Consider the following 21941-nt stretch of genomic DNA (forward strand, 5'->3'; position numbering starts at 1 on the left):
CGACAGTTCATTGTTGCCCAGATATTACAGCTGAAGCTGCAGCAGCTCCCGAAAATCGGAAATCCGTACATCGGCATCCGCAAGTTCCGAAGCGCGGCCATAGCGCGCATACGCGCATCCGACCGTCTTCAAGCCGTTGCCTCGTCCCGCTTCCACATCCGAAGAGCGGTCACCCACCATCCACACCGAATGCTGTGCGCTCAGCTTATGATCGTGAAGCAGCCTTGCCACCAGATCAACCTTGCTCGCCGTTTCGTATTCTCCCGCACTGTAAATGCCATCAAACAGCGAGGCTATGCCCTTATGCTGCGCAACACCTTTTACATACCATTCAAGACCGTTGCTCGCGACAAACAATTGGGCGCCATTCTCCTTCAACTGCCGCAGCGTCTCCTCAACATGAGGATACAAAGCGCCTTCGCCTTCTGCCAGTCCCTCCAGCTCATATTGCAGCAGCAGCACATCCGCCCGGCTGCGGGCCGCTTCCGTGCTGCCCGGCATAATTTCGCGCCATATATCATCCAGCAGCATGCCGAGACATCCCAGCAAGCGCTCGGCGGGCGGCGCCTCCTCCACATACAGCCCCTCTTCGCGAAGCGTCCGGAATACGCGCTCATGCACCGGAATCAGCAGCTTATCCGTCTCAAACAATGTTCCGTCCATATCAAAAATGACGGCATCCGGCCGCCCTTGTTGCCCAATCGTCATGAAATGCGTCATCCTTTCAACCAAATTGTACCTATCATAGCGGATGCCAACCGTTCCCGCAACCCTCGCTCTACTTCCCGCGCCATGCTGCGAGCAGCGCTAATCTCGAGACGCCATATGGACCCAGGTATGCGCCGCTGATCAGGAATGCAGGATTTAAGAGCACGCTGTGAACCTCCGTCATGAATACCGTATCGTCAAGCAGCGTCTTCAAGACTGCACCCGATACCGCAACGAAAAAAACAAAAGCCGCGAGGCAAGCCAAACCGTCAAGTCCCCTTTTTGCCTTCTCGTATTTCCCCCCGGCTGCCGCAAGCGCAACCGATACGATAGCCAGCCCCGCGGCAATCATGATGTACATTTGATCCCCTCCTTCCTTCGCTATTGATAAAATGAACCGATTATGTCAAACTGTGTGTTGGACCAAAGGCTTCCGGCCAAAACAACGCATTACGCAAGGAAAGGACGTGACGGTGCCGTTATGACCAAATGGCTGCTTCGCGCCATGACGGAGCTTAGCTCCCGCAAATGGATTTCTCGCCTGACCGGCAAATTCGCCCAATCCGCGGCAAGCCGTCTTATGATTCCCCGATTCGCCAAGCTGTATGGTATCGCAGTGGAAGAAGCCGAGAAAGAGCTTCGTGAATATCGCACGTTGAACGAATTTTTTACCCGCAGATTAAAGCCAGGCATGAGAATAATCGATTCCGGACCCGCTGCGCTGGCAAGCCCGGTCGATGCGGTCATCACCGGACTTGGCCCAATTCACGCGGGTACGATGATGAATATTAAAGGTCAAGACTATACCGTGGATGAACTGCTGGACGGTTCACCAAAAGCGAAGAGCTATTATCACGGTTACTATATGGTTCTCTATCTAAGCCCGACCGATTATCACCGCATTCACGTCCCCGTATCGGGTGCCGTCACAGAGAATGTACATATTCCGGGGAAGGTTTATCCCGTCAATGATTTCGGCTTGAAGCACATGAAGCGGGTGCTGAGCCGGAACGAACGTATGATCACCTACATTCGCCATCAGGGCGGAGAGGCCGCTGTCGTCAAGGTCGGAGCGATGAACGTAAGCAGCATCAAATACGCCGCTCCGCTGCCGAAGTCGGTAGAGAAGGGCGCCGAGCTTGCCTATTTCGAATTTGGCTCGACCGTTGTCCTGCTTCTTGAAGAGGACTCCTTCACCCCGCGTCCGGACTTGAAGCTTGGCACGAAAGTGCGAATGGGCGAATCACTAGGCCAATTGAATCTATAAGCTGTAGCCATAATAAAAAGACTGTCTGCGCTCATCTAATGACGAGGTTGACAGTCTTTTATTATAGGCAGCTATGTCGCAGCTTTTCATTCAACGAATTTCAGACGGACTTCGACCTGTATATTGCTTGAATTGGCGGCTGAAGAAGAAGATATCCCGATAGCCAAGCGCATCGGCCACCTCCGTCACATTCATGCCTGCATGCATAAGCAGATGCTGTGCACGTTCGATTCGGGTACGGATCATATAGGTCTGGACGGACATGCCGACCATCTCTTTGAACTTCATCGAGAAATAACGGGGTGATAGCTGGGCTCTCGTAGCCAGATCCTCTACCCGGTGCGGAATACCCGGATGCTGCCGTATATAATTCGCAATTTCATGTATAGCTTCGGTCAATTGATTGCTCGCCTTTTTCTCGATCGGGACATGATTATGATTGTCGGCCCTGAGCAGTTGGATCAGAAGCGCCTTCAGCACGATCTTAGCTTCTTCCTCCGCGGCATAGGTCTGTACCAGGAACAGCCTGACGTATCTGGACAGCATATATTCGAAGTCGACCGTTTCGTCCAGCACGCGATACCGTTCCGGGACTTGCTCTACCGCACCGTTGACCGAGAAATGAATATATGTAAGCACAAGAGGCCTCTGCGGGTTATGCGTTGCGCTCGTGTAGTCCCCAGGCCGGAACAGGAAGCAGCTACCCGGCCCCACCTTGTAGTGGGCGCCGTTCACTTCAACCTCTCCTTCTCCGCTCCAGACATAGAACAAATCATAATTCGCCATCGGCTTCTCGCGTCTGGCCCATCTCCATCCGGGCTCACAGGAGATTTTGGCGAAGGCTGGCTGCAGTCCTAGCGAATCGGGCGATATATGAAGCATAAGTGATCCTCCCTCGCATCATGCGCTGCTTTTATCGCGAAGGCGATGCCACAACGCTTCCTTCTTTTATTATAGTGGATTAACGCTATCAATCAATAGAAGGACTGCAAGCGCTAGCAACGATTAGCCCAAAATTATTCACAATCCTGAATGGTTTGCGGCGAACAAAAATGGTATAATATCACGAACATTAGTAGTACAATAACGATTGAATTCGGAAGGATGGAATGAAATCCATGAACCCACTGGCACAGCAATTAAATGAGACGTTGCAGAAGGAGAGCCCGAACGTCTACGCCATGTTGTCAAACCTAGGCAAAGCGATCTATTTCCCAAAAGAAGGCATTCTCAGCCAATCCGCTGAAGCGAAGACGAAGGCAACCAAGTTCAATGCCACCATCGGTATTGCAACCGAGGGCGGAAAGCCTATGCATCTCAAGCTCATTCAAGATACGCTAAGCGCCTATAATCCGAAGGATATATATGAATATGCACCACCTGCCGGCAAACCTGAGCTGCGGAGCGCTTGGCGCGCTAAAATGTTCAAGGACAACCCGTCGCTTGAAGGCGTGAGCTTCGGCAATCCAATCGTAACGAACGCGCTCACCCACGGACTGAGTATCGTAGCGGATCTGTTCGCAGACGAAGGAGACGCTGTCGTCATTCCGAATAAAAACTGGGAAAACTACGAGCTCACCTTCGGCATTCGCCGCGGCGCCGAGATCGTGGAATATCCGCTTTATAACGAAAGCATGCAATTCAACAGCGCTGCTCTGCGCGATGCGCTGCTCGCTCAGAAGGGCAAAGGCAAAGCAATCGTCCTGCTGAACTTCCCGAACAATCCGACCGGTTATACGCCTGGCGTTCGGGAATGCGAGGAAATCGTAGCTGCCATTCACGATGCCGCGGAAGCCGGTATTCATGTCGTAGCCGTAACCGACGACGCCTACTTCGGCCTGTTCTTCGAGGACTCCGTACAAGAGTCGCTGTTCTCGAAGCTGGCTGCGCTGCACCCGCGCGTCCTTGCCGTGAAGGTTGACGGCGCTACAAAGGAAGAATACGTATGGGGCTTCCGCGTCGGATTCATCACATTCGCTTCCGAATCGCAGGCAACTCTGGCTGCGCTGGAGCAGAAGACGCTAGGGATTATCCGCTCCACGATCTCCAGCGGTCCGCATCCGTCGCAGACCTTCGTCCTTCACGCGCTGCAATCACCGGAGTTTGAAGCACAGAAAGCCGAGAAGTTCGACATCATGAAGGGACGCGCCAATCGTGTCAAGTCACTGCTGGACAGCGGCCGTTACGGCGATACCTGGGAATACTATCCGTTCAACTCCGGATATTTCATGTGTCTCAAGCTGACGACTGTAACTGCTGAGGACGTCCGCCAGCATCTGCTTAACGAATACGGCATCGGTACAATCGCTCTGGGTCAAACCGATCTTCGCGTCGCATTCTCCTGCATCGAGGAGGAGTACCTGGAGGAGCTGTTCGACACGATCCACAAAGCGGTAACTGAAGTGGCCGCGAGATAAACTGATCTTTATACATGCGTTTATAGACAGCAAACCGCCCGGGGCATCTGCCTCGGGCGGTTTGCTTTGCTTATGTTTTTTTAGTCTTCGTCGGCATCCGATCTGATCTTGCGACGCAGCCGCATCGGTCTGACCGCCAGATACGCCAGGGCGCCAATTAGCATGACAACAGGCGGTGTTACGATGCCGGTTAGCAGCAGCGGCAACGCTGCGGGCAGCCAAAGCAGCAGCAATCCTGCCGCCAGCGCAACTCGATCCACCTGAATCAGCTGATCGGTCTGCTTGTCATCAGGAAGCGGATAGACATGCTTCCATACCGAATAGCGATGTACGCTGCGAAGCCCGCCAAGCTGCAGACTGAATACGATGCCGAACAAGGCATAGACAAAGGCGGCAACCCAGCCCGACAAGGAAGCTGCATCCGCCGTCATATAATTCACGAGCGCGCCAAGCAGCAGGATGCGAATCAGTATGCCGCCGATCTCGGAGCGAAACAGCGTGGCGCTGAACAAATAGTTGAACGTATACCGGTGCGCGAACGGAATACGCGGCAATATCCAGGACAGATACGCTCTGCGCTTGATGCTGGACGGGAGCACCGGCACATCAATGAACAGACCAAAGAACGCATAATAACGCCTCCGCGTCACCGCTTCCTCCGCAATCAGCCTCTCCCAAGGCAACCGATGCCGCTGCGGCAGCCGGTAGCACACGAAAGCCAGCACCGCACATAAAGCGGTAAACAACAAGGCTTGCCACGGAGACGTTAAAAGCCAAGCCGCAACCGCAAGACCCGTAAGCAGCCACCGCGCCGAACGCAGCAGCAATCTCATGCTGTTCCAGGCCAGCTTGCGCTCCTGCCATCCTCCGGCAGCATTGGCGGCTTTCAGAACAAGCGCGGCGAATACAATCCACACCAGATCGCTACCAGTGCCTACTTGCCGATAGATCGGCAGGTACAACAGAATAACTGCAGCTGCAAGAAAAACGCTCTTCACGATGGTTCGCTGAAAGGAGGATCGAAGATAAGGCCCCATCTCGTGCTCTCGCGGCATGAGATAGACGACGTCCGCGCCCGCCAGATAAGTGCGCATTGGACTCCAGCTTAATACGGGCGTCATAACGAGCACCCCGACCTGCACAATGGGAAAGTCTGCAGGCACATCCCGCACAAGAGTAAAATATCCGATAGCCGACGCAATGAACACCAGTGACAAAAAGGAAGGAAAACCGCTCATCGCCATGTAGCGGATATATGGCTTGATCTCATTCCGGAAGTCTTTGGCCCTGGTGCGCCACAGCGCTGCCGGATCATGACTGGCGGGCAGCATCAGTCTACTCCTCCAGCTACCAGCTTGTAGAAAGCATCCTCCAGCGTTCCGCTTCCGGCATCCATCCCCGCTGCGCGCCTGACGTCATCCAGATTGCCTTGCGCGGCAATTCTTCCATGATGCATGACGATATAACGATCGCAATACGCTTCTACTGTTGATAAAATATGCGAGCTCATCAATATAGCCGCGCCTCCGCGCTTCACTTCTACCAACTGATCGAGCAGCGAGCGAATGCCAAGCGGGTCGAGTCCCAGGAATGGCTCGTCAATAATGTACAAAGGCGGTGAAGCCAGCAGAGCACTCATAATCATGACTTTCTGCTTCATGCCCTTGGACAGGTGCGAAGCGAATGCCTTCCGCTTTGGCACCATCTGATACTGCTCCAGCAGCTTCGACGCCTGCTCCTCGTAATCACTACCCGGAACGTTGTATGCCATGCCGCTCAGCCGCAGATGCTCTTCTACTGTCAGTTCATCGAAGAGTACAGGCGTCTCCGGCACATAAGCGAAGGCCGAACGGTATTGCTGCGGCGATTCGTTCAGTGTGACGCCCGCTACCTTGATCCCGCCCTGATGGGGACTCATCAGCCCCAAAATATGTTTGATCGTGGTGCTTTTCCCCGCGCCGTTCAAGCCGATCAGCCCGACCATCTCGCCGGCCTTCAACTCGAAGTTCAGGTCATGGAGCACCGGTCTGCGCGGGCTATACCCGCCGGTCAATTGCTCGACCTTTAATATGGATTCCATATCAGTCACCTTCTGCCTTCCAATAATCGCCTTCCTATTAGCTAGCATACCGAATCCGGAGCCTAATATCAAAAAAAGGCTATTCAACTCTGTGGCTGAGATCACAAACTGCGCAAGATATATTCTTACGATCGCTGTTGTATCCAGATTCCTTGAACAATGGTTAAAGGTTGGATTCCGGACACAAAGGCGAACGCTATCGCTTCTCCAGAACATATCTTGCTCCGTTTGCTTCGGCCATACAGTACAACTTACGAAAATCCGATTCAAAATCTCTAAAATTGGACTAACATAAAAATAGCGATGCCAGGAGTAACCTCCTGAACACCGCCATTTTCACATATTGTAACCTATTTTAATCTAGAAGAGCTTCCGTCAAGTGTTTGAACTTTCTTTTCAATTGCCGATTACTTTATTTCAATCGTTTTAACGACGTTTTTGTCGCCCTTCACTTGAACGAGCTGGCCGTTCTTCAGCTTGGTAGCGTCGCCGACAATGGTGACGTTAGGATCGACATTATAAATAAGAACGGAATTTTGAGTGCTGTCAGCCGGGTTAATCGCGATCGTCGACAGCTTAGCCTGGGAATTGAAGCCCAGTGTGCTGACTACGCCAAGCTGTGTGAAGGCTGTGCTTGCCTGGCCGTTTTCTGTCACTTCGATAAAGACCACTTTGTTCTGGTAAGTACGCAGGAACAACTTATCTCCCGCTTGCAGAGCGCTGATCGGCGACTTCTTGTCGTCGCGGAAGATAAAGACCGTCGGATCGATCGCCAGCGTCAATTCCGTCTTGTCCGGCTTCACCAGCGTAAGCTTGCCATTGGCCGGCGCTGCCTTCAGTTGGCCGGAGATCGCTTGCGCGTCGTGGTCCGGCATCTCGCCGTCTGTACGGTCAAGCAGCGCAGCAAGCTCGGCGCGTGTAACCGGCTGATTCGGACGGAACGTTTTGTTGCCATGCTTGTCTTCGTAGCCGGTAATGATGCCCTTCTGCAGCGCAAGCGCGACATAACCGACGGAGCCAGCTGGAATCTCATGCGCATCCTTGAAGTCCAGCTTCGTATTGTTCAGCGCTTTTGCTTCGTTCTCCAGCTTGAGCGCTTTGATCAACAGAATCGTCGACCACAGTCTTGACGCATTTTGCTCCGGCTTGATTTCTGTATCTGTCTCGAAGAACAAGTCGTTCTCCAGCGCTACAGCAACGTAACCGACCGCCCAAGGATATTTTTTCTTCAGCTTGTCCGCATCCTTGAAGTGAAGCTCTGTATTCATCTCTGTCGAGGATTCCGCTTGGTCGCGGAGGCCCATCAGTCGCACGGCAGCTGTAAGCGTCTCAATGCGTGAAATTTTTTGCTTCGGCTTGAACGTACCGTCCTCATAGCCGGTGAATACGCCTTTGGAGGCCAGACGCATGATGTATTCCAGCGCCCACTGGAGATCAGCCTCGTCCTCGAATTGCCATGTTATTTTTTTCTCTTTTTTATCGTCATCATCTCTGTCATGCTTATCGTCTTTATCCTTACCTTTGTTCTTGTTTTGCTCGTATTCCGATTTCCACTTGCCGTTTCCGTTGTTGCTATGTTTCCCGTCAGCAAAGGCGGTGGTTGCTCCTGTTGCCAACATCACTAGCGCCGTAGCTGACAGCGCAGTTTTTTTCAACATTTTCATTTTAGACATAAAAAGCCACTCTCCTTTTTTTTGAACGATTGCGGGAAATACCGCTTTTTACCCTCGCCCATACCTTTCGGGGGCACTCGTTCGTTTAAAGGGGGTGGCTTTCTAAAAAATATTTTATTCCGGCTTCGAAGACGACTGGCGCTTCTCCTTCAACCACTTCGGAGCGCCCTTGTCTTTGGCTTCCCGTTTCCTGATCGCCTTGCTCTTCGCAGGCTTCACTTCAGGCTTGTCCTTCGCTCGCGACGGCTTCTTCGGCGCATGGCTTGCGCTGCTGCTCGATCGAGTGCGCGGAGCCGATTGCTCGCCTCTTGCCGGATCTGCCTGCTTGGCAGAGACGGATGCTTGCGCCGGCTTGACGTCTCGCTCGCCCGCTGGTTTGCCTGGCCGCTCAGCGGATGGTTTGGGACGATTGCCCGCACGTGCGCTCTCCTTGGCCAGCCGCTCCATCTTCGGTCTCGTCGCTTCGCGCAGCTCCTCCTCGGACAGCAGCTCACCGCGGTACATGGCCCTCTCCTGCAGATCAACGCCGAGCTGCTTGCGGAATTTCTCCATGATGAAGAGCTCGTGCGGCGTAACAATCGTAATGACCGTGCCGCTGCGTCCCATTCTGCCAGTCCGGCCCGCACGATGGACATAATGATCCGCATCGACGGCAGGGTCAAGCTGAAGAACGAGCGGAAGTCCTTCGATATCCAGGCCGCGCGCCGCCACGTCAGTAGCCAGCAGCAGCTGGCAGCGGCCGTCCCTGAACCGCTCAAGCGTCGCTGCTCTGCGCTGCTTGTCGGAATCGCCGTAGAGCATCTCCACAGTGAAGCCTTCATAGCTCAGCTTGGATTCCCAATTCGCAATTTCATTCGTCTCATTCAGGAATAACAGCGCTGAGGATGGGTTCAATAATCGGATAAGCCTTCTTGCCGTATCCGTCTTGTCCCGCTTGTCGCTGATGACGTAATAGTTGTCTATCGTCTGCGATACCCGGTGCTCCGGGGTCAGCTGAATGCGCTGCGTGCCTCTCATCCAGCGTCCTTCGAACCGCGCCATAATGTCCGGGTACGTCGCGGAGAAAAATGCCGTCTGCCGCTCCTTGCCCATGCCGAACAATACGGCCTCCACTTCCTTCGTCGAGCCGAGCTGGAACACCTGGTCTGCCTCATCGATGACGACATGACGCACATCGCTAAGCTTCAGCTTGCGGTTTTTCAGCAATTCATGAATCCGTCCCGGCGTACCAATCACCAGCTGCGGGCGGAGCTTCAGCTTCTCGACCTGTCGCTTCATAGCGGCTCCGCCGATCAGCTGCTGCACGCGGACGCCAAGCGGCTCCGCATAAGTCTGCGCAACGCGGACAATCTGCATGGCAAGCTCCTGCGTCGGAGACAGAATAACAGCCTGAATCGCTCCAGACTCCGTGTTGATCTGCTGCAGCAGCGGCAGCAGAAAGGCAAGCGTCTTGCCTGTGCCGGTCTGCGATCTCGCTGAGACATCATGGCCAGCCAGCATGGCGGGAATCGTCTCCGCTTGTACAGACGTCGGCTCCTTGATGCCGTTTTTGACCAATTCTTCAATCAGTACTTCTTGAATCCCTAGATCATTCCAGGTTATTCCGCTCATGGTTATACCTCGCTTATCTTCTTTAACCCTATCGTTATCTTATTTCTTGTTGAACAGTCCGCCGAACAGCACATCCGCCATCCGCGGGAACAATCCATAGAGCTTAATGCCAATAGACGCCGTACGCGGCAGATCCAGCTCGGCAGTCCGCTTCTCCATGACACGCACGATGGCGCGGGAGACGTATTCCGGCTTCATCATGAACCAGCTTACGTTTTTCACATAGGAGCCTGATGGGTCCGCCAGTGCAAAAAACGCCGTGTCAATCGGTCCCGGATTGATGGCCGATACATGAATGCCTTGCGGCCTGAGCTCCATCCTAAGCGAATTCGTAAAGCCAAGAACGGCGTGCTTCGTTGCCGAATAGCTGGTCGACTTGGAGGAGCCGATCTTGCCCGCCATCGAAGCCACGTTGACAATATGTCCCTCGCCGCGTTCCTGCATATGAGGCAGCACCGCCTTGACGCAGCGTACAATCCCCATATAGTTGGTATCCATCATCGCCTCGAACTGCTCGACCGGCATGCTCGTGATCGTCTCGAATTGGCCGTAACCGGCATTGTTCAACAAAATATCGATTTTACCGTACTTTGCGATGACCGCATCGACCGTGCTCTCTACGTCTTCCGTCTTCGTCACGTCCATGACGTAATAGGAGCATTCGCCTTGAATAGAGGCTGTCTGTTTCTTCAGCCGCTCGACATTTCGGCCGGTTAATACCGGTATCGCTCCCCGCTCTGCGAGCATCGAAGCGGTAATGGCGCCTATCCCGCTGGAAGCGCCCGAGATGAGTACGATCTTCCCTTTCAACATGCAGCATCACCCATCCCTCAGTGTACTCCATACCAAGCCCTTTAAGCAAAAAAAAGCTCCAAAAAGGAGCTTCTTTTGCATTAAGATGCGATAAGCACTTGAATGTCCAATTCGCCGATTCCGTCCATGATTAGAGGAATCGTCAGCGCTTGTGTAGCATTGAACCCTGCCGACTGGGCTGATTGAATCAGCTTCGGCGGCGTAATATCCACTCTTACGCCCTGATTGTACAAGATGGTGCTGGCATTGCCACTGATCATATTGCCGAGCTCGGAGATGGCGCTGCGTCCCATCTCATCGATCTCAGAAATCGCGTATCCGCCCATCATAGCCGATACCATCTTGAGAGCTACCTGTTCACTTAGTCCGAATACGATATCACCGTTCATTTGTCCGTTGAGGCCTATTTGAATCCAAATATAGTTTTCCACGAACTTAATGTCCTTGACTCCAAGCTGTCCTGTAGCAGGCTTAATCTGAACAAGCTGCTCAATTACGATTTTTGCTGACTCAAGAAACGGGTTTATATATTCTGCCTTCATAAAGAGGATGCGCTCCTTTTTCGACAAAATTCGCAATTTGTCTATTTTGCCACTATTATACTTGAAATAATAGGACAAGTATACTAGTTGAAACGCATATCGATCTTTAGACCTACAAAAAAATTGCATCTCTTTCTAGTCTAAACGGCTTTGTCTTGACTCTTTTTCCGGAAATGCATTCTCATCAGCCTAAGCCTTTCGTATAGCATCTCGACCGGTTTGCCGGGCTGTGAGGCGGCAGCTTCCCCATATACTTGATGAAGGACAGGCTTTAGGTACTGATCCCCGATCGAGGACATTGCCTCCAGAATCTGCTCCTGCTCCTCCTCTGGAACTGCGCTTAGCTCCCGCTGGATCAATGCTTCCACATCATATCCTTCCTGCTCCAGCAGCTCGATCCGCAAGAGCAGCTCCCGGCGCGGCAGCTTCAGCTCAGTCTGCAATTGGTCCAGTCCGCCCGACTGCTGCAGCACGGCCAGTATTCTCCGCTTCTCTTGCTGACGGTCCATGATGCCCTTATATTTGTTTTCCTTTTGCTTATACAACCAGGCCGTGTATTGCTCCGCATCCAGCCTCTCCTGCACCCAATCCAGCGGAAAAGAAGTGGCTCGCTCCATCCCTGCAGTAAGACCGATGATCGATTCCCCGTAGGCCTCCTGCTTGCTCTTGCCCCAGCCCGGTATTTGCTTCAGCTCCTCCAGGCTTTGCGGCACATATGTGCTGATCATCCATAACATCCGATTCGAAGCTATCAAATAGGCTGAGCGCTTCTCTGCTGCGGCGGTCTTGCGCCTCCATTCTCTCAGTGCCTGGAACAGCGCTTCGTCGGCGTTCAGTTCCCCGTAGCATTGCAGCATGGATGGCAGGCTGCCGACAGAGGCACGCCCGCTGTCCAGCATGCCATCCAGAATTGGCTCGTAGCCCGCCCCCATCATTCTGGCTACGCCATAGCGGAAGGCTGTCAGCATCTCCTCCCAGGAAGTGCCCTCGAACCAGCGAAGCGGCTCCTTCTCGCCGTCCTCATCGGCACCGGCTTCCAGCCAGAGAACCGAATAACGACCTCACTCCTCGCCGATAGACAGTTGGGCGGACTCGATTCGGCCTCCCTCCACCGGCTTCTCAAACGTGTTCAGAAATACGATTTGCATAGCTGCCTCTCACCTTTCGTCATGGATATTGGCGAATGCAAGAACGAACGCCTCGACTTCAGACATGCCAACAAAAAAAGCACCTCTTTCCGCAAAGGCAGAAGAGGTGCTTCCTCACACGTCCATGATTCGATTGCCAATATGCTAACATAATACGGTACATTAGGCAAGCCTATCCTTTATATTCGCATATGCGCTTCCTTATCTTTTGCTCCGTATTCAGGTATAATGTTCTCAAAACCGATGCGGAGGATTATGGCTATGGAACTGCCTCATTACGATTTTATGTCCGATACGACAGAAGATACGACTACGAGATTTACAACCTTTATTACGCCAGGCATGAAGCGCTTCGATCTGGCTGTGACGACGACGAACCGCTTCTACGGCAAGAAGCTCATTACGGATCTGCAGTCCGGCAAGACGGCTATCATCGGACCGGATGATTTGGAACAGGAAGGCTATCTGGAGCATACGTTCAAGCTGACGGAAGAAGAAGCCGGCGAGCTGGCCCAATTTCTCTACTTCGTCGTCGGCACGGTGAATTTTACCGACTGATCTCGGCAACCCTAGAATGGCAGACAACTGCTGGACAGGAGGGCTTGCCATTGGATCAATTTGATTCGAAACAGCGCGACGCATACGAGGATCTGGCTACAGTCGAATCCCATCAAAATGACCTGGCTCTTGAGGAATTTCCAGAGGGGCCTTACGGCTCGGATCTGATCAGCGAGTCACTGGGCAAAAGCACGCCTTGGAGCGCGGATCAGCGGTCCTCGCCGCGATTCGGATACGAGAACCGTGAGCTTCACGACGGACTTCCCCGCCAATACCCAGGAGAAGACGACAACGCTATGATTCCGGAAGCGCAGGACGAACCATAAGCTCTAACGATACAAACAACGCCCCTGTCAGCCAATTGGCTGACAGGGGCGTTGTTCATATTTCATGAAGCGTAATCTCGCTTCTGACCATAAACCGCGCGTTTATTCCCGCTTGCCCGATTCCTTTGGAAATATAATAGGTCCCGCTCGGGCTTTGATGAAGTCCCTTGTAGATGCCTTTGGCCGGCAGCGGCCCCTTCGGTACAAAAGAAAAGAAAAACGGAATATTCATCTGCTTCCCGTGCAGATGGCCGGACATCAGGTAATCGAAGGGTCTTCGCAGGACGGGCACGATATTGGGATCATGGGTCAGGACGATGACAGGCTTCAAGCTGCTGCCGCCTACATTCCGGTACGCTTCTTGTATCCGGCTATGGCCGGTTCCGTAATTGTCGATGCCCACCAGCGTGAATTCCGGAAGCTCCACCGATTCGTTGCGCAGCACAGTTACGCCATAACGCTCCATTACACCGATGATTCTCTGCACACCAGGAAAGTTATAATCGTGATTGCCAAGCACCGCATAGACGGGCACGCCCGCCTCCGCGATCATTCCGATATAGCGGTCCAGCACGGACAAGCAGCTTTCCTTATACGTGTAGTCCCCCGTCAAAAAGATATAGTCCGGCTTGGCCTTCAGGATCGCCTCCTGCAGCTTCCCGGGCGATACCCGAAGCATATCCACATGCAAATCACTGATTTGCAAGATGCGGGCGCCGATGCCAAGCGGGTGCCTCACCTGCTCCGTTTTGAGCCAGCGGGTAGGGACAATCAATAGTAAATAGAGCAAAGCGGCCGCAGCCGCAGCAGTTACGAGCAATTCCAGCAGCAGGTCCAATGGCGGCGCTCCTCTCCCTCATCTTATAGGAATATAAGATTCAGTATAGAGAAATTAAGCCTGTATTGCCACTGGCTGCTTGCTGCCAAGCAGACTGCGGAACATCCCGCCTTGCTCCTCCGCCAGCGTCTGGAAATCGCCCGCCTGTATAACCCGGCCATCATCGACCACGATGACATGATCGGCATCCTGAATCGTCGTATACCGGTGGGCGATCACGATAATCGTCAGCTTTCCTCTCAGCCGCTGCAGCGCTTGCTGGATTTTGGATTCGTTCAAGCTGTCCAGCGCGCTCGTCGCTTCATCAAGGATGAGGATGGAAGGCTTGCGCAAAATCGCACGCGCGAGCACCAGCCGCTGCCGCTCCCCGCCGGAGAGCAGAACGCCCCGGTCGCCGATAATCGTATCCAGTCCCTGGGGCAGCCCGCGTACAAATTCGATCGCCGATGAAAATTCCATCGCCTCCCACATCGCATCCTCTGTCGCTTCCGGATCAATCGACAGCAAATTGTCGCGTATGCTGGCATGATAGAGGAAGGAATCCTGCGGAACGTAACTGATCGAGCGACGAAGCCTCATTACCCCTTCCGGCTGAAGCGGCTTGCCGTCTACAGCCACGATTCCCCGCTCCGGCTGGATCAATCCGAGCAGCATATCAACGATCGTGCTTTTGCCTGCACCGGACTTGCCGACAATCGCCGTCATTCCGTTCACCGGAATGCGCAGGCTTACATTATGCAGTGTATAATCCGGGTTGCTGCGGTCGTAGCGGAAGAAAATCTCCTTCAGCTCCAGCGCTTCGTGCATCGGCAGCGGAAGCAGCTTCTCCCCGGACGCTTCTACTGATTGTCCGCCCCGCTCTCTCTCCGCCTTGCATTCCAGTTGAAGCTCCATTAAAGCTCTAAATGCAGGGATCGAGGAAGCCAGCTGCTCCAGATTGGATTGAATGCCGGTAAATCTGGGCCATAGTCTTGCGAACAGCAGCGTAATCAGCAGCATCTGCCCGCCCTGCGTATCGAATAGCGTCACCGCCGCAAAGATGAATACTGCGATCAAGACGGCCGAAGCCCATTTATAGAACAGCTGCGAATTGTTTCGCACCTTGGTGAATTCGTATCGTTCACGCTCGATCTTCGACGACCAGTCTTGCAGCCAGCGATAGCGGGATTGCTCGAGCGAGTTGCTTTTAATTTCTTTCATGCCGTTGAAGTGATCGGATATGCCCGCCAGATAGCTTTGAGCCAAGTCCACAGAGACGGCTCCCAACTGTTTCGATTTGCGAATATAGCGCCGGGACAGCCATCCGATCAATAGGCCGCAGCTTAATATGAACAGTGTTAATGGCCAGGACAGCCACAAGGCCAGCCCAATCTGTATGAGTGTGAACGCAACAGAGGCGATCATCTGCAGGAACAAGAAGGCGCCATTCGTTACCCTTCCCAGCTCGCCTGTCAGCGCATTGATCAAATCCGATTTTCGTTTCCGTACAAAAAAAGTCCAATTCGCCTGCAGCAGCAGCCGGTATGTCTCCAGCCGCACATGATTGATAAAGCCTGTATGTATACGTACTTCCCGTAATGATAAATTTCGTTGGAGCAGACTCTGGGCCGCCACCAACGCAATATAGAAACCTAAAATAATCGCCAGCGACCGGGTAACCGGCATCTCTTGCAGGAAGGACAGAAAGCCTATGCCCGGAATCGTTGCCGTACTTGACGGGACAATGCCAATAATGCCGATCAGCGGCAACAGCAATAGGACTGCCGCGCCGTCCAGCAATCCGATCAACAACATCCCAATGAGATTCAAATAAAGGATTTTCCCCGCATACCTGTGGAGCTGGCCTGCAAAGTACATGAGCTGCTTCATACATTCATCGCTTTCTGGCTCTCGAATGCCATCGTTCGGGCAAACTTGCCTGTGACGGTAAATAGCTTCATCTCTTCCGCTCCGGTAATATACCATGGGCCGCTGCGAAGCCAGGCATGCGCAATCATGCCGCCCGTTTCGTTCTTGGCGGTCCCCAGATACAAGGTGCTTTCGATCCCTCGCCTCTCCAGCATTTTCATCCCGGCAACCGCACGGACGAGACACTTGCTCTCCCAGAAGGTATGCTCGCTCATCAAGCTTAGCGCATGCCGGACACGAGCCAGATCCTTGCGATGCGCTTCCGTCTCGTCATAACCCGTTTCCTTCATAGGCTCTCCCAGCCGGGCGGCCAAACCCGAGAATGGGCGGTACAGCAGCTGATAACGGGCCCAGCCCATATAACAGGTCGCTTCGACAAGCAGCGCAATGGTGCGAATATCATAGGACAACAGCAGCTTCAGCTTCCTTGAGATTGACATGGTTGCACCAGCCTTAAATGCCGAACTGGACGAGCCGTTCCTCAGAAAGATGCGTCAGGAACGAAAATACTTGCTCCTCGCAGGTCGTCCGGTCAATCTCATATTCATCCATCAGTGTATTGACGATGGAGCCGATCGTCTCCGGATACGCCATCATATCCCAGATACGGCCGCCGATGGCACCCAAATTGTAATACTTGCCGTTGTCGATGCTCAAAAGCACCTTCTCCCCGTTCATGTCGCTGGCGATGTTGTTTTTGTTCTGCACAGCGAGCAGATCCAGCGAGAAGGTCTGATATTCCGGCTGGCTGATTAATTCCCCTTTATAAACCATGGACTGTTCCCTCCGTCGATATCGTATTCAAGACAAGATCAGCTAATTCGGGTGCGGTGAACGCGGATTCGCCACGGCGCAGCCGGTATATATTCAGCCTTGAGGCCAGCGCCGCTGACTGCTCAAAGTGCCACTTCATCACATTCATGCGCTCGATTAGCTGATACCGGTACGTATGCTGGAACAGCAGAGGCAGCCTCTCCAGCTTGCCGACGGGCTCCAACGCGATTCCGCTATGTTCCGCATTCTTCGTCAGTTCAAAGACACCGCCGAGCGGCAATGAAGTGGATTGGAAGCTATCCGTCAGCGGAACGCAATATTTGGTTTCCCTGCCGAAAATCGAGCGCAGCGCTTCATAGCTCTGCCCCATCGCCTCCAGACTGTTCTGCCACAGCTTCTGCTGGGGATAAGACGGCGCTACAGTCGGCTGTCCCGTAAGCGGATCGATCGACACGGCAATGACATCATCGCTCAGCAGACGGCAGCCCTTTGCAATCAGCGCGGAAGCGAGCGTCGATTTGCCGGCGCCGGACTGGCCGACGATGGCATACGCCTTTCCATGGATGGCAAGCGCGCTGCCATGAAGCGGATAGATGCCCCGCTGCAGCAGCACGATACCGAAGCAAGTGCCAAGCACATATAGGCGAATTAAATCCTCATCCGCACCCGCATAGGGCGAGACAATGATCTTGTCGCCATCCTGCACGCGGAAGACGCCGGCATCAGGCATTTTGACCGTTACCGTATGGTCCTCGGCCACAAAATGATAGGGTTTCGCATCAAACCCGTTTTTCAGGAACGAATCTACCTTAACCACGACATCCGCGAAAGAGCTGCCGCTATCCAACTCCGAAAGCTCAGGCAGCACCATGTCGCTGTGAACGGATAAGCCGAAGGCTCTGTATTGCAGCTTTACTTTCATATCCAACACGTTTTGTTCACCCCACAAATGGAATCGGCAAGTCCTTATACAATCTCTGTATAAGGACTTGCCCAGTCGCCATTGCCGACGTTAGCTTGTAAACCTCGGGAACTCACTGTTGTTGCCAGGCGTATAAGCTTCATCAGTAAAAGGACCGTTGTGCGTCGAAGCCTCCGTCATTTGAACTTGAAGAACTTCCAATTCCGGCTTATTCCATTCTTTTTTTGCCATCATCATTCGTCACCTCCTTTCAAGCCGATTTCTGAAGAAACCGGTACAGTATCATTAAGTACATGGCAGCGTTGACATCCCGTCCGTAAGCATCTGCGGATTGGACTCCATTCCTCAGACGGGCAAGCACACCCTCTACGACTCGTCCATCCACGATCTCAAGCATACGGTCATTGCGGCCGATCTGCTGAAGCTCCTGATAGAATGATGACCAATTAGGCAATATGCGGTGAAGCCAATCCGCTCCCTGTACACCGCGTACGGTCTCGTTCAGCCGTATCGAATCGGGCAGCAGCTTCTCCGTCGCCCGCCTGACTAACGCACGCGACATTCCTTGCTTGACATATTGATCCTCCGGCAAAGACAGGCAGAAGCGAATGACCCGCAGATCATTGGTGGGATCGCGCTTCCACAGCTTATAGCGATGAGAGAGCTTGGCTGCAAGCGTATTGCTGGCGTTCCAGTGGAACAACTCACGGAAGTGGTTCTCCTTGTCCTTGTATGTATCACCAGAGGCCAGCCATCCGGAGTCGCCGATTCCGTATTCGCGCAATTGCTTATACACCTGTGTCCTAGCGGCGAATGCGGGATTGATGAGCGCATGATACGGGTTGTCAGCAAGCTCTCTGTTCTTTCCTCTCAGGAAGGGGAATGCTTCTTTGCTGACGAGCGACAAGAGATGCCCCCGTCCCGAGCCAATCGCATAGCTCCGAGACCGCAGCTCGCCCATTAGCTTGATCCACTTCATTCGCTTAAGCAGCCGGGCATAATAAGGGATCGCATCCCCCCATGAGATGGACAGGTTCCCTCTTCCTCCATTAAGAAGCACTCCGATGTTACGGTCGCTCGCTTCCTTGAAGATGCCCTTTAACCAAAACGAATTGCTATAAAATTTATATGGCATTTCCATTACATTCAACATGTCGTCCATATCTGAATAAGGGTCCAGACCCTCAAAGTCGAGGCAATGGGACTGAATACCTCCTATATGCGTGACCGTCTTCTCGATATAGGGTCTCTCATTTGGCATATACCACTTGGACGTGTAGTCGATAAAGTCGTGGACCGGCACATAACTGAACGTCTGGAGCGTCCGATTCTCTTCGCGTAGCCGTCTGGCGGCAAAGCTTACGACAGCGCCGGAATCCAGTCCGCCGCTGAGCTGAGCGCCTACTCCATGCTTCGTCCGGACTCTCGCATCTATCGCCTGCTGGAATACTTCTTGGAAGGCCTCTACATATTCGTTATCGGAACTCAGCTTCAGCGCACCGGATGATTCCAGCATGCAGTAACGTGACAAGCCCAGCTTATCATTCTCGAGCACAAAGTAATGGGCCGGCGGGATTTGTCGAATGTCCTCGTATACCGTCTGGTCTGTACTGGCGGCATCTACTACGGTCGAGATGGCCAAGTATTGCGCAAGCCACCGCTCGTTAATCGCTCGGGTTACCGCAGGCAGTCCCAGCATCGGCTCTATCATGGAACAAAAGCGGAACTGAGCGCCGTCCCAGCTGTAGTAGAGCATTCTCCCGCCGGAGAAATCCCTTGCCCCATACAATCTGCCGTTGCGTTCATCCCGGATCACAAATGCAAAGTCACCTATCAGACGGGCTGCAGTCCCAATACCCCACCTGTCGTAAGCCAAAAGGATGAGTTCCTGATCGCTTATCGAAGCTCTGTCCCGCCGATGTACACCAAGATTGTCGAACAGTTCCTCGCGATTGTCGATTATCGCGTCGGCAACCACCGTCAGTCCGCGCTCCTGGTCATAGTACGGATTAGGTACGCCGACCGATTCCGGCGTAATCCATTGATTGTGTGCGCCCATATAAGTAAGCTGGCCTTCCCAAGCCAAGACAACATCCGCAGGCTGATCGGCCCATGCCTGCAGCATGCGGCTGCCCTGCTCTCTCAGCCGAATCCTCCCGATATCTCCCTGTACTCCCGCAATCGCGCTCATGTCTGCCCCCGAATCGGCTAGTTTCGTTCATTTTAACGAACAAATTTACTAAATTTCATCCCTGTCTTCCGACAAAACAAAGTTCTTTATTAAGAACACAATTTCATATTATCCTCAAATCAATCGGGTGTCAACCGTATTTTTCGCCCTTTTTTGGACGATTTCTCTCTCTTTTTGTTCGTTATTAAAAACAATAGAAAGCTTTCACTTCAATGGAAAATATTGAATGAACTCCTCTTATTCTGTTATGCAACATCATTTATGTACGGCAAATGGAACATAATCACTTTCGTAATTCACTATATTTCGATATAATAAAAAAAAATGCATATAAGCATTAACGGAGGAGTTTGCTATGATCGGACAACGCATTCAGATGCTTCGCAAACGGAAGGGCCTTTCGTTAACAGAGCTCTCACAGCGCGCAGGGGTCGCAAAATCGTATTTGAGCTCCATTGAACGTGGTCTTCAGCAAAACCCTTCCATACAATTTCTTGAAAAAATAGGCGAGGTATTAAACGTGCCGGTCGAGGAATTTGTGAACAACGACCAATCGGAGCGACCAGCCGGGCTCGATCGGGATTGGGAGGCTTTAGTAAGAGAAGCTATGAATTCCGGGGTAAGCAAAGAACAATTTAAAGAGTTTCTTGAATTTAATAAATGGAAATCGGGCCGTGAATAGCGCTGTATATCGTCATACAGCGCTTTCCTGTATATTGGATTGCCCTTCCTCCTGAAGGATACGCAGAACCTTGCTCACTTCATCCGTCGTGAGCCCTTTCGCGCGCGCGCATAACATGAGCTCTACCCACTCCGCATCCAGTTCCTGCTGGTTGTCCGATATTACTCGTCTCATCCTAAATATCCCCCATCTCGTCGGGGCCGGTTGCACCACTGACTCCATGCGCTTAAGGTGCCCAGATACTAAACGCATTTCAACGTCGCCCTTATTCCGTATTCATTCCACAAGATGTATATTATCCCACCTCAATTGCACATGCTGTCGGTTCATGTCTCCATATTTTGAGAGATTGTTTCTCAATTTGTCGAATTTGTTAGAATGATATTTTTGCAATCGCATACATAACAAATTTCTTTGGCAGGCTCTTCTGATAGTCCCTTTTCCCCAATTTGGACAAGTATTGCGCGTCTCCATTTCGGATCGCACGGATGTAACGGATAGGGAAATAAGCCGCGGCCTTCTCGTCCCCGGCGCACTCCAGAACGGCTGGATGAGCGCAATACTCACTGATCGCGGACAGCCGCTCCCGCTCCTTCAAGCGTCCCGAGGACAGATTGCGCAGACAAGTGCGAAGCGTGTTAAGCAGCATCACTCTGATTCCAAAGTAATGGGAATGGGACTGATGCCGATAATGGGACTCCACCACCTCCTTCTGAATGAGAAACCCGTTCACCATATCGTGGAACAGATACGGCATATAGCGGCTGGTAGCTCCTCCCGCACGGTAATAATAAAGGACGTCGGGGATAATCTGGACCGTCTGCGCCTTCAAGAACAGCTCCAAATTCAAAAAAAGGTCATCGCCAAAAAAACGGATACGCGACACATAATGGCCGCTGGAGAGCAGAAGCTCCCGTCTGTACAGCTTGCCGTGAAGCTGCGGCGGAAAAGGGTGGCCGTGCAGGAAGGCGGGGACGAGGTCGCTGCGGATCTCATCTGCCTCATACAGCTTTTTTTGCTTGAAGTACCGGCTGCCGTTGCTCCTTCTGGGCCAAGCCGTATCATTCATGACTCTGTACATATTGCATACCGTAATGTCCGCGCCATAGGCAAGGGCTGCCCCCATCAGCATCTCCAGCAGCCGCTTGTCAGCCCAATCATCCGCATCCATATACAGAATATATGGAGCTTCGGACAGTTCCAGCCCCCGCCTGCGGGCGGATACGCTGCCGGAGTGCGGCTGTCTGTTATATACGATTCGGCTGTCGCCTTCCGCATATTGCTTGCATAAGGCATCGCTGCCATCGCTCGACCCGTCATCAACCAGCAGCAGTCTCCAATTCGGATAGGACTGCTGCCGGATCGACCGGATGCAGGCATGCAGCTTCAGACCGGCGTTATAGACGGGCACCACAATATCGACCTTGCTCACTAGCAGCACCTCGCCGAAGATAGATTATGAATGTTGAGATGACTGGCATCA

Annotated in this window: 24 protein-coding genes and 1 riboswitch; of the genes, 5 read left to right on the plus strand and 19 right to left on the minus strand. The window is 52.8% G+C overall.

Going from position 1 to position 21941, the window contains the following annotated elements:
• Positions 1-24 precede the first annotated feature (24 nt).
• The gene (locus D3P07_RS03390) at positions 25-708 is read right to left on the minus strand and encodes an HAD family hydrolase (protein ID WP_119798667.1); all 684 of its coding nucleotides are present in this window, start codon (positions 706-708) and stop codon (positions 25-27) included.
• Positions 709-778: 70 nt separating this feature from the next.
• The gene (locus D3P07_RS03395) at positions 779-1069 is read right to left on the minus strand and encodes a hypothetical protein (RefSeq protein WP_119798668.1); all 291 of its coding nucleotides are present in this window, start codon (positions 1067-1069) and stop codon (positions 779-781) included.
• Between the two features lie 120 nt (positions 1070-1189).
• Here D3P07_RS03395 and asd point away from each other — a divergent pair, with 120 nt between their 5' ends.
• Positions 1190-1975: an archaetidylserine decarboxylase gene (gene asd, locus D3P07_RS03400; protein ID WP_119798968.1), complete on the plus strand. Its 786-nt coding sequence runs from the start codon at positions 1190-1192 to the stop codon at positions 1973-1975.
• Positions 1976-2065: 90 nt separating this feature from the next.
• Here the strand turns inward: asd and D3P07_RS03405 are convergent, their stop codons facing one another.
• A complete protein-coding gene (locus D3P07_RS03405) occupies positions 2066-2857 on the minus strand; it encodes a helix-turn-helix domain-containing protein (RefSeq protein WP_119798669.1) in 792 nt (263 codons plus the stop codon).
• Positions 2858-3093: 236 nt separating this feature from the next.
• Here D3P07_RS03405 and D3P07_RS03410 point away from each other — a divergent pair, with 236 nt between their 5' ends.
• Positions 3094-4392, plus strand: a complete 1299-nt coding sequence (locus D3P07_RS03410; protein WP_119798670.1) for an aminotransferase class I/II-fold pyridoxal phosphate-dependent enzyme — start codon at positions 3094-3096, stop codon at positions 4390-4392.
• A gap of 80 nt (positions 4393-4472) precedes the next feature.
• On the opposite strand, the gene D3P07_RS03415 is transcribed toward D3P07_RS03410, so the two are convergent.
• The 7 genes from D3P07_RS03415 to D3P07_RS03445 form a co-directional block, all read right to left on the minus strand.
• Positions 4473-5723, minus strand: a complete 1251-nt coding sequence (locus D3P07_RS03415) for an ABC transporter permease (RefSeq protein ID WP_119798671.1) — start codon at positions 5721-5723, stop codon at positions 4473-4475.
• Complete coding sequence (locus D3P07_RS03420; RefSeq protein ID WP_119798672.1) at positions 5723-6472, minus strand: ABC transporter ATP-binding protein; 750 nt, start codon at positions 6470-6472, stop codon at positions 5723-5725. The genes D3P07_RS03415 and D3P07_RS03420 overlap by 1 nt, the downstream gene beginning before the upstream one ends.
• A gap of 407 nt (positions 6473-6879) precedes the next feature.
• A complete protein-coding gene (locus D3P07_RS03425; protein ID WP_119798673.1) occupies positions 6880-8145 on the minus strand; it encodes an S-layer homology domain-containing protein in 1266 nt (421 codons plus the stop codon).
• Between the two features lie 114 nt (positions 8146-8259).
• Positions 8260-9756: a DEAD/DEAH box helicase gene (locus tag D3P07_RS03430; protein ID WP_119798674.1), complete on the minus strand. Its 1497-nt coding sequence runs from the start codon at positions 9754-9756 to the stop codon at positions 8260-8262.
• 39 nt (positions 9757-9795) lie between these two features.
• On the minus strand, positions 9796-10569 hold the full coding sequence (locus tag D3P07_RS03435; protein WP_119798675.1) for an SDR family NAD(P)-dependent oxidoreductase: 774 nt from the start codon (positions 10567-10569) through the stop codon (positions 9796-9798).
• A gap of 80 nt (positions 10570-10649) precedes the next feature.
• The gene (locus D3P07_RS03440; RefSeq protein WP_119798676.1) at positions 10650-11111 is read right to left on the minus strand and encodes a chemotaxis protein CheX; all 462 of its coding nucleotides are present in this window, start codon (positions 11109-11111) and stop codon (positions 10650-10652) included.
• Between the two features lie 140 nt (positions 11112-11251).
• Positions 11252-12079, minus strand: a complete 828-nt coding sequence (locus tag D3P07_RS03445; RefSeq protein WP_259391321.1) for an HRDC domain-containing protein — start codon at positions 12077-12079, stop codon at positions 11252-11254.
• A 441-nt stretch (positions 12080-12520) separates the two neighbouring features.
• Here D3P07_RS03445 and D3P07_RS03450 point away from each other — a divergent pair, with 441 nt between their 5' ends.
• Both D3P07_RS03450 and D3P07_RS03455 read left to right on the plus strand, forming a co-directional pair.
• Positions 12521-12817, plus strand: coding sequence for a DUF3055 domain-containing protein (locus D3P07_RS03450; RefSeq protein WP_182914156.1), 297 nt, complete (start codon positions 12521-12523; stop codon positions 12815-12817).
• A gap of 50 nt (positions 12818-12867) precedes the next feature.
• Positions 12868-13143 (plus strand): hypothetical protein, encoded by a 276-nt coding sequence (locus tag D3P07_RS03455; protein ID WP_119798677.1) that lies wholly within the window; start codon positions 12868-12870, stop codon positions 13141-13143.
• Between the two features lie 55 nt (positions 13144-13198).
• Here the strand turns inward: D3P07_RS03455 and D3P07_RS03460 are convergent, their stop codons facing one another.
• The 7 genes from D3P07_RS03460 to D3P07_RS03490 form a co-directional block, all read right to left on the minus strand.
• Positions 13199-13981 carry a metallophosphoesterase gene (locus D3P07_RS03460; protein WP_259391322.1) on the minus strand — a complete coding sequence of 261 codons (783 nt, stop codon included), beginning with the start codon at positions 13979-13981 and terminating at the stop codon, positions 13199-13201.
• 54 nt (positions 13982-14035) lie between these two features.
• Positions 14036-15850, minus strand: coding sequence for an ABC transporter ATP-binding protein (locus tag D3P07_RS03465; RefSeq protein WP_119798678.1), 1815 nt, complete (start codon positions 15848-15850; stop codon positions 14036-14038).
• Positions 15847-16329 carry a lasso peptide biosynthesis B2 protein gene (locus D3P07_RS03470; protein ID WP_119798679.1) on the minus strand — a complete coding sequence of 161 codons (483 nt, stop codon included), beginning with the start codon at positions 16327-16329 and terminating at the stop codon, positions 15847-15849. Before D3P07_RS03470 ends, D3P07_RS03465 begins: the two co-directional genes overlap by 4 nt.
• Positions 16330-16342: 13 nt before the next feature.
• The gene (locus tag D3P07_RS03475; RefSeq protein ID WP_119798680.1) at positions 16343-16663 is read right to left on the minus strand and encodes a lasso peptide biosynthesis PqqD family chaperone; all 321 of its coding nucleotides are present in this window, start codon (positions 16661-16663) and stop codon (positions 16343-16345) included.
• Positions 16653-17585 (minus strand): aldolase, encoded by a 933-nt coding sequence (locus tag D3P07_RS03480; protein ID WP_259391358.1) that lies wholly within the window; start codon positions 17583-17585, stop codon positions 16653-16655. The genes D3P07_RS03475 and D3P07_RS03480 overlap by 11 nt, the downstream gene beginning before the upstream one ends.
• A 90-nt stretch (positions 17586-17675) precedes the next feature.
• The gene (locus D3P07_RS03485; RefSeq protein WP_259391323.1) at positions 17676-17822 is read right to left on the minus strand and encodes a paeninodin family lasso peptide; all 147 of its coding nucleotides are present in this window, start codon (positions 17820-17822) and stop codon (positions 17676-17678) included.
• A gap of 13 nt (positions 17823-17835) precedes the next feature.
• The gene (locus tag D3P07_RS03490) at positions 17836-19776 is read right to left on the minus strand and encodes an asparagine synthase-related protein (protein WP_119798682.1); all 1941 of its coding nucleotides are present in this window, start codon (positions 19774-19776) and stop codon (positions 17836-17838) included.
• Positions 19777-20131: 355 nt separating this feature from the next.
• Here D3P07_RS03490 and D3P07_RS03495 point away from each other — a divergent pair, with 355 nt between their 5' ends.
• A complete protein-coding gene (locus tag D3P07_RS03495) occupies positions 20132-20458 on the plus strand; it encodes a helix-turn-helix domain-containing protein (protein WP_119798683.1) in 327 nt (108 codons plus the stop codon).
• Between the two features lie 12 nt (positions 20459-20470).
• On the opposite strand, the gene D3P07_RS26845 is transcribed toward D3P07_RS03495, so the two are convergent.
• Entirely contained in the window at positions 20471-20632 is a 162-nt protein-coding gene (locus D3P07_RS26845; RefSeq protein ID WP_182914157.1) for a hypothetical protein, read from the minus strand.
• A 15-nt stretch (positions 20633-20647) separates the two neighbouring features.
• Positions 20648-20731: riboswitch (cyclic di-GMP riboswitch) on the minus strand.
• A gap of 100 nt (positions 20732-20831) precedes the next feature.
• On the minus strand, positions 20832-21890 hold the full coding sequence (locus D3P07_RS03500) for a glycosyltransferase family 2 protein (RefSeq protein WP_182914158.1): 1059 nt from the start codon (positions 21888-21890) through the stop codon (positions 20832-20834).
• Between the last annotated feature and the right edge of the window lie 51 nt (positions 21891-21941).

The sequence above is a fragment of the Paenibacillus sp. 1011MAR3C5 genome (genome assembly GCF_003591485.1).
Taxonomy (GTDB): Bacteria; Bacillota; Bacilli; order Paenibacillales; family Paenibacillaceae; genus Pristimantibacillus.

Excerpts from the sequence above, each read along its gene's own strand:
- D3P07_RS03495 (WP_119798683.1), top strand. The coding sequence starts at position 20,132 with ATGATCGGACAACGCATTCAGATGCTTCGCAAACGGAAGGGCCTTTCG.
- D3P07_RS03445 (WP_259391321.1), bottom strand. The coding sequence starts at position 12,079 with ATGCTGACAGCCTTCCGCTATGGCGTAGCCAGAATGATGGGGGCGGGC.
- D3P07_RS03425 (WP_119798673.1), bottom strand. The coding sequence starts at position 8,145 with ATGTCTAAAATGAAAATGTTGAAAAAAACTGCGCTGTCAGCTACGGCG.
- D3P07_RS03395 (WP_119798668.1), bottom strand. The coding sequence starts at position 1,069 with ATGTACATCATGATTGCCGCGGGGCTGGCTATCGTATCGGTTGCGCTT.
- D3P07_RS03470 (WP_119798679.1), bottom strand. The coding sequence starts at position 16,329 with ATGTCAATCTCAAGGAAGCTGAAGCTGCTGTTGTCCTATGATATTCGC.
- asd (WP_119798968.1), top strand. The coding sequence starts at position 1,190 with ATGACCAAATGGCTGCTTCGCGCCATGACGGAGCTTAGCTCCCGCAAA.
- D3P07_RS03450 (WP_182914156.1), top strand. The coding sequence starts at position 12,521 with ATGGAACTGCCTCATTACGATTTTATGTCCGATACGACAGAAGATACG.
- D3P07_RS03480 (WP_259391358.1), bottom strand. The coding sequence starts at position 17,585 with ATGAAAGTAAAGCTGCAATACAGAGCCTTCGGCTTATCCGTTCACAGC.
- D3P07_RS03405 (WP_119798669.1), bottom strand. The coding sequence starts at position 2,857 with ATGCTTCATATATCGCCCGATTCGCTAGGACTGCAGCCAGCCTTCGCC.
- D3P07_RS03440 (WP_119798676.1), bottom strand. The coding sequence starts at position 11,111 with ATGAAGGCAGAATATATAAACCCGTTTCTTGAGTCAGCAAAAATCGTA.
- D3P07_RS03490 (WP_119798682.1), bottom strand. The coding sequence starts at position 19,776 with ATGAGCGCGATTGCGGGAGTACAGGGAGATATCGGGAGGATTCGGCTG.
- D3P07_RS03410 (WP_119798670.1), top strand. The coding sequence starts at position 3,094 with ATGAACCCACTGGCACAGCAATTAAATGAGACGTTGCAGAAGGAGAGC.
- D3P07_RS03475 (WP_119798680.1), bottom strand. The coding sequence starts at position 16,663 with ATGGTTTATAAAGGGGAATTAATCAGCCAGCCGGAATATCAGACCTTC.
- D3P07_RS03485 (WP_259391323.1), bottom strand. The coding sequence starts at position 17,822 with ATGATGATGGCAAAAAAAGAATGGAATAAGCCGGAATTGGAAGTTCTT.
- D3P07_RS03430 (WP_119798674.1), bottom strand. The coding sequence starts at position 9,756 with ATGAGCGGAATAACCTGGAATGATCTAGGGATTCAAGAAGTACTGATT.
- D3P07_RS03435 (WP_119798675.1), bottom strand. The coding sequence starts at position 10,569 with ATGTTGAAAGGGAAGATCGTACTCATCTCGGGCGCTTCCAGCGGGATA.
- D3P07_RS03415 (WP_119798671.1), bottom strand. The coding sequence starts at position 5,723 with ATGCTGCCCGCCAGTCATGATCCGGCAGCGCTGTGGCGCACCAGGGCC.
- D3P07_RS26845 (WP_182914157.1), bottom strand. The coding sequence starts at position 20,632 with ATGAGACGAGTAATATCGGACAACCAGCAGGAACTGGATGCGGAGTGG.
- D3P07_RS03465 (WP_119798678.1), bottom strand. The coding sequence starts at position 15,850 with ATGAAGCAGCTCATGTACTTTGCAGGCCAGCTCCACAGGTATGCGGGG.
- D3P07_RS03420 (WP_119798672.1), bottom strand. The coding sequence starts at position 6,472 with ATGGAATCCATATTAAAGGTCGAGCAATTGACCGGCGGGTATAGCCCG.
- D3P07_RS03390 (WP_119798667.1), bottom strand. The coding sequence starts at position 708 with ATGACGATTGGGCAACAAGGGCGGCCGGATGCCGTCATTTTTGATATG.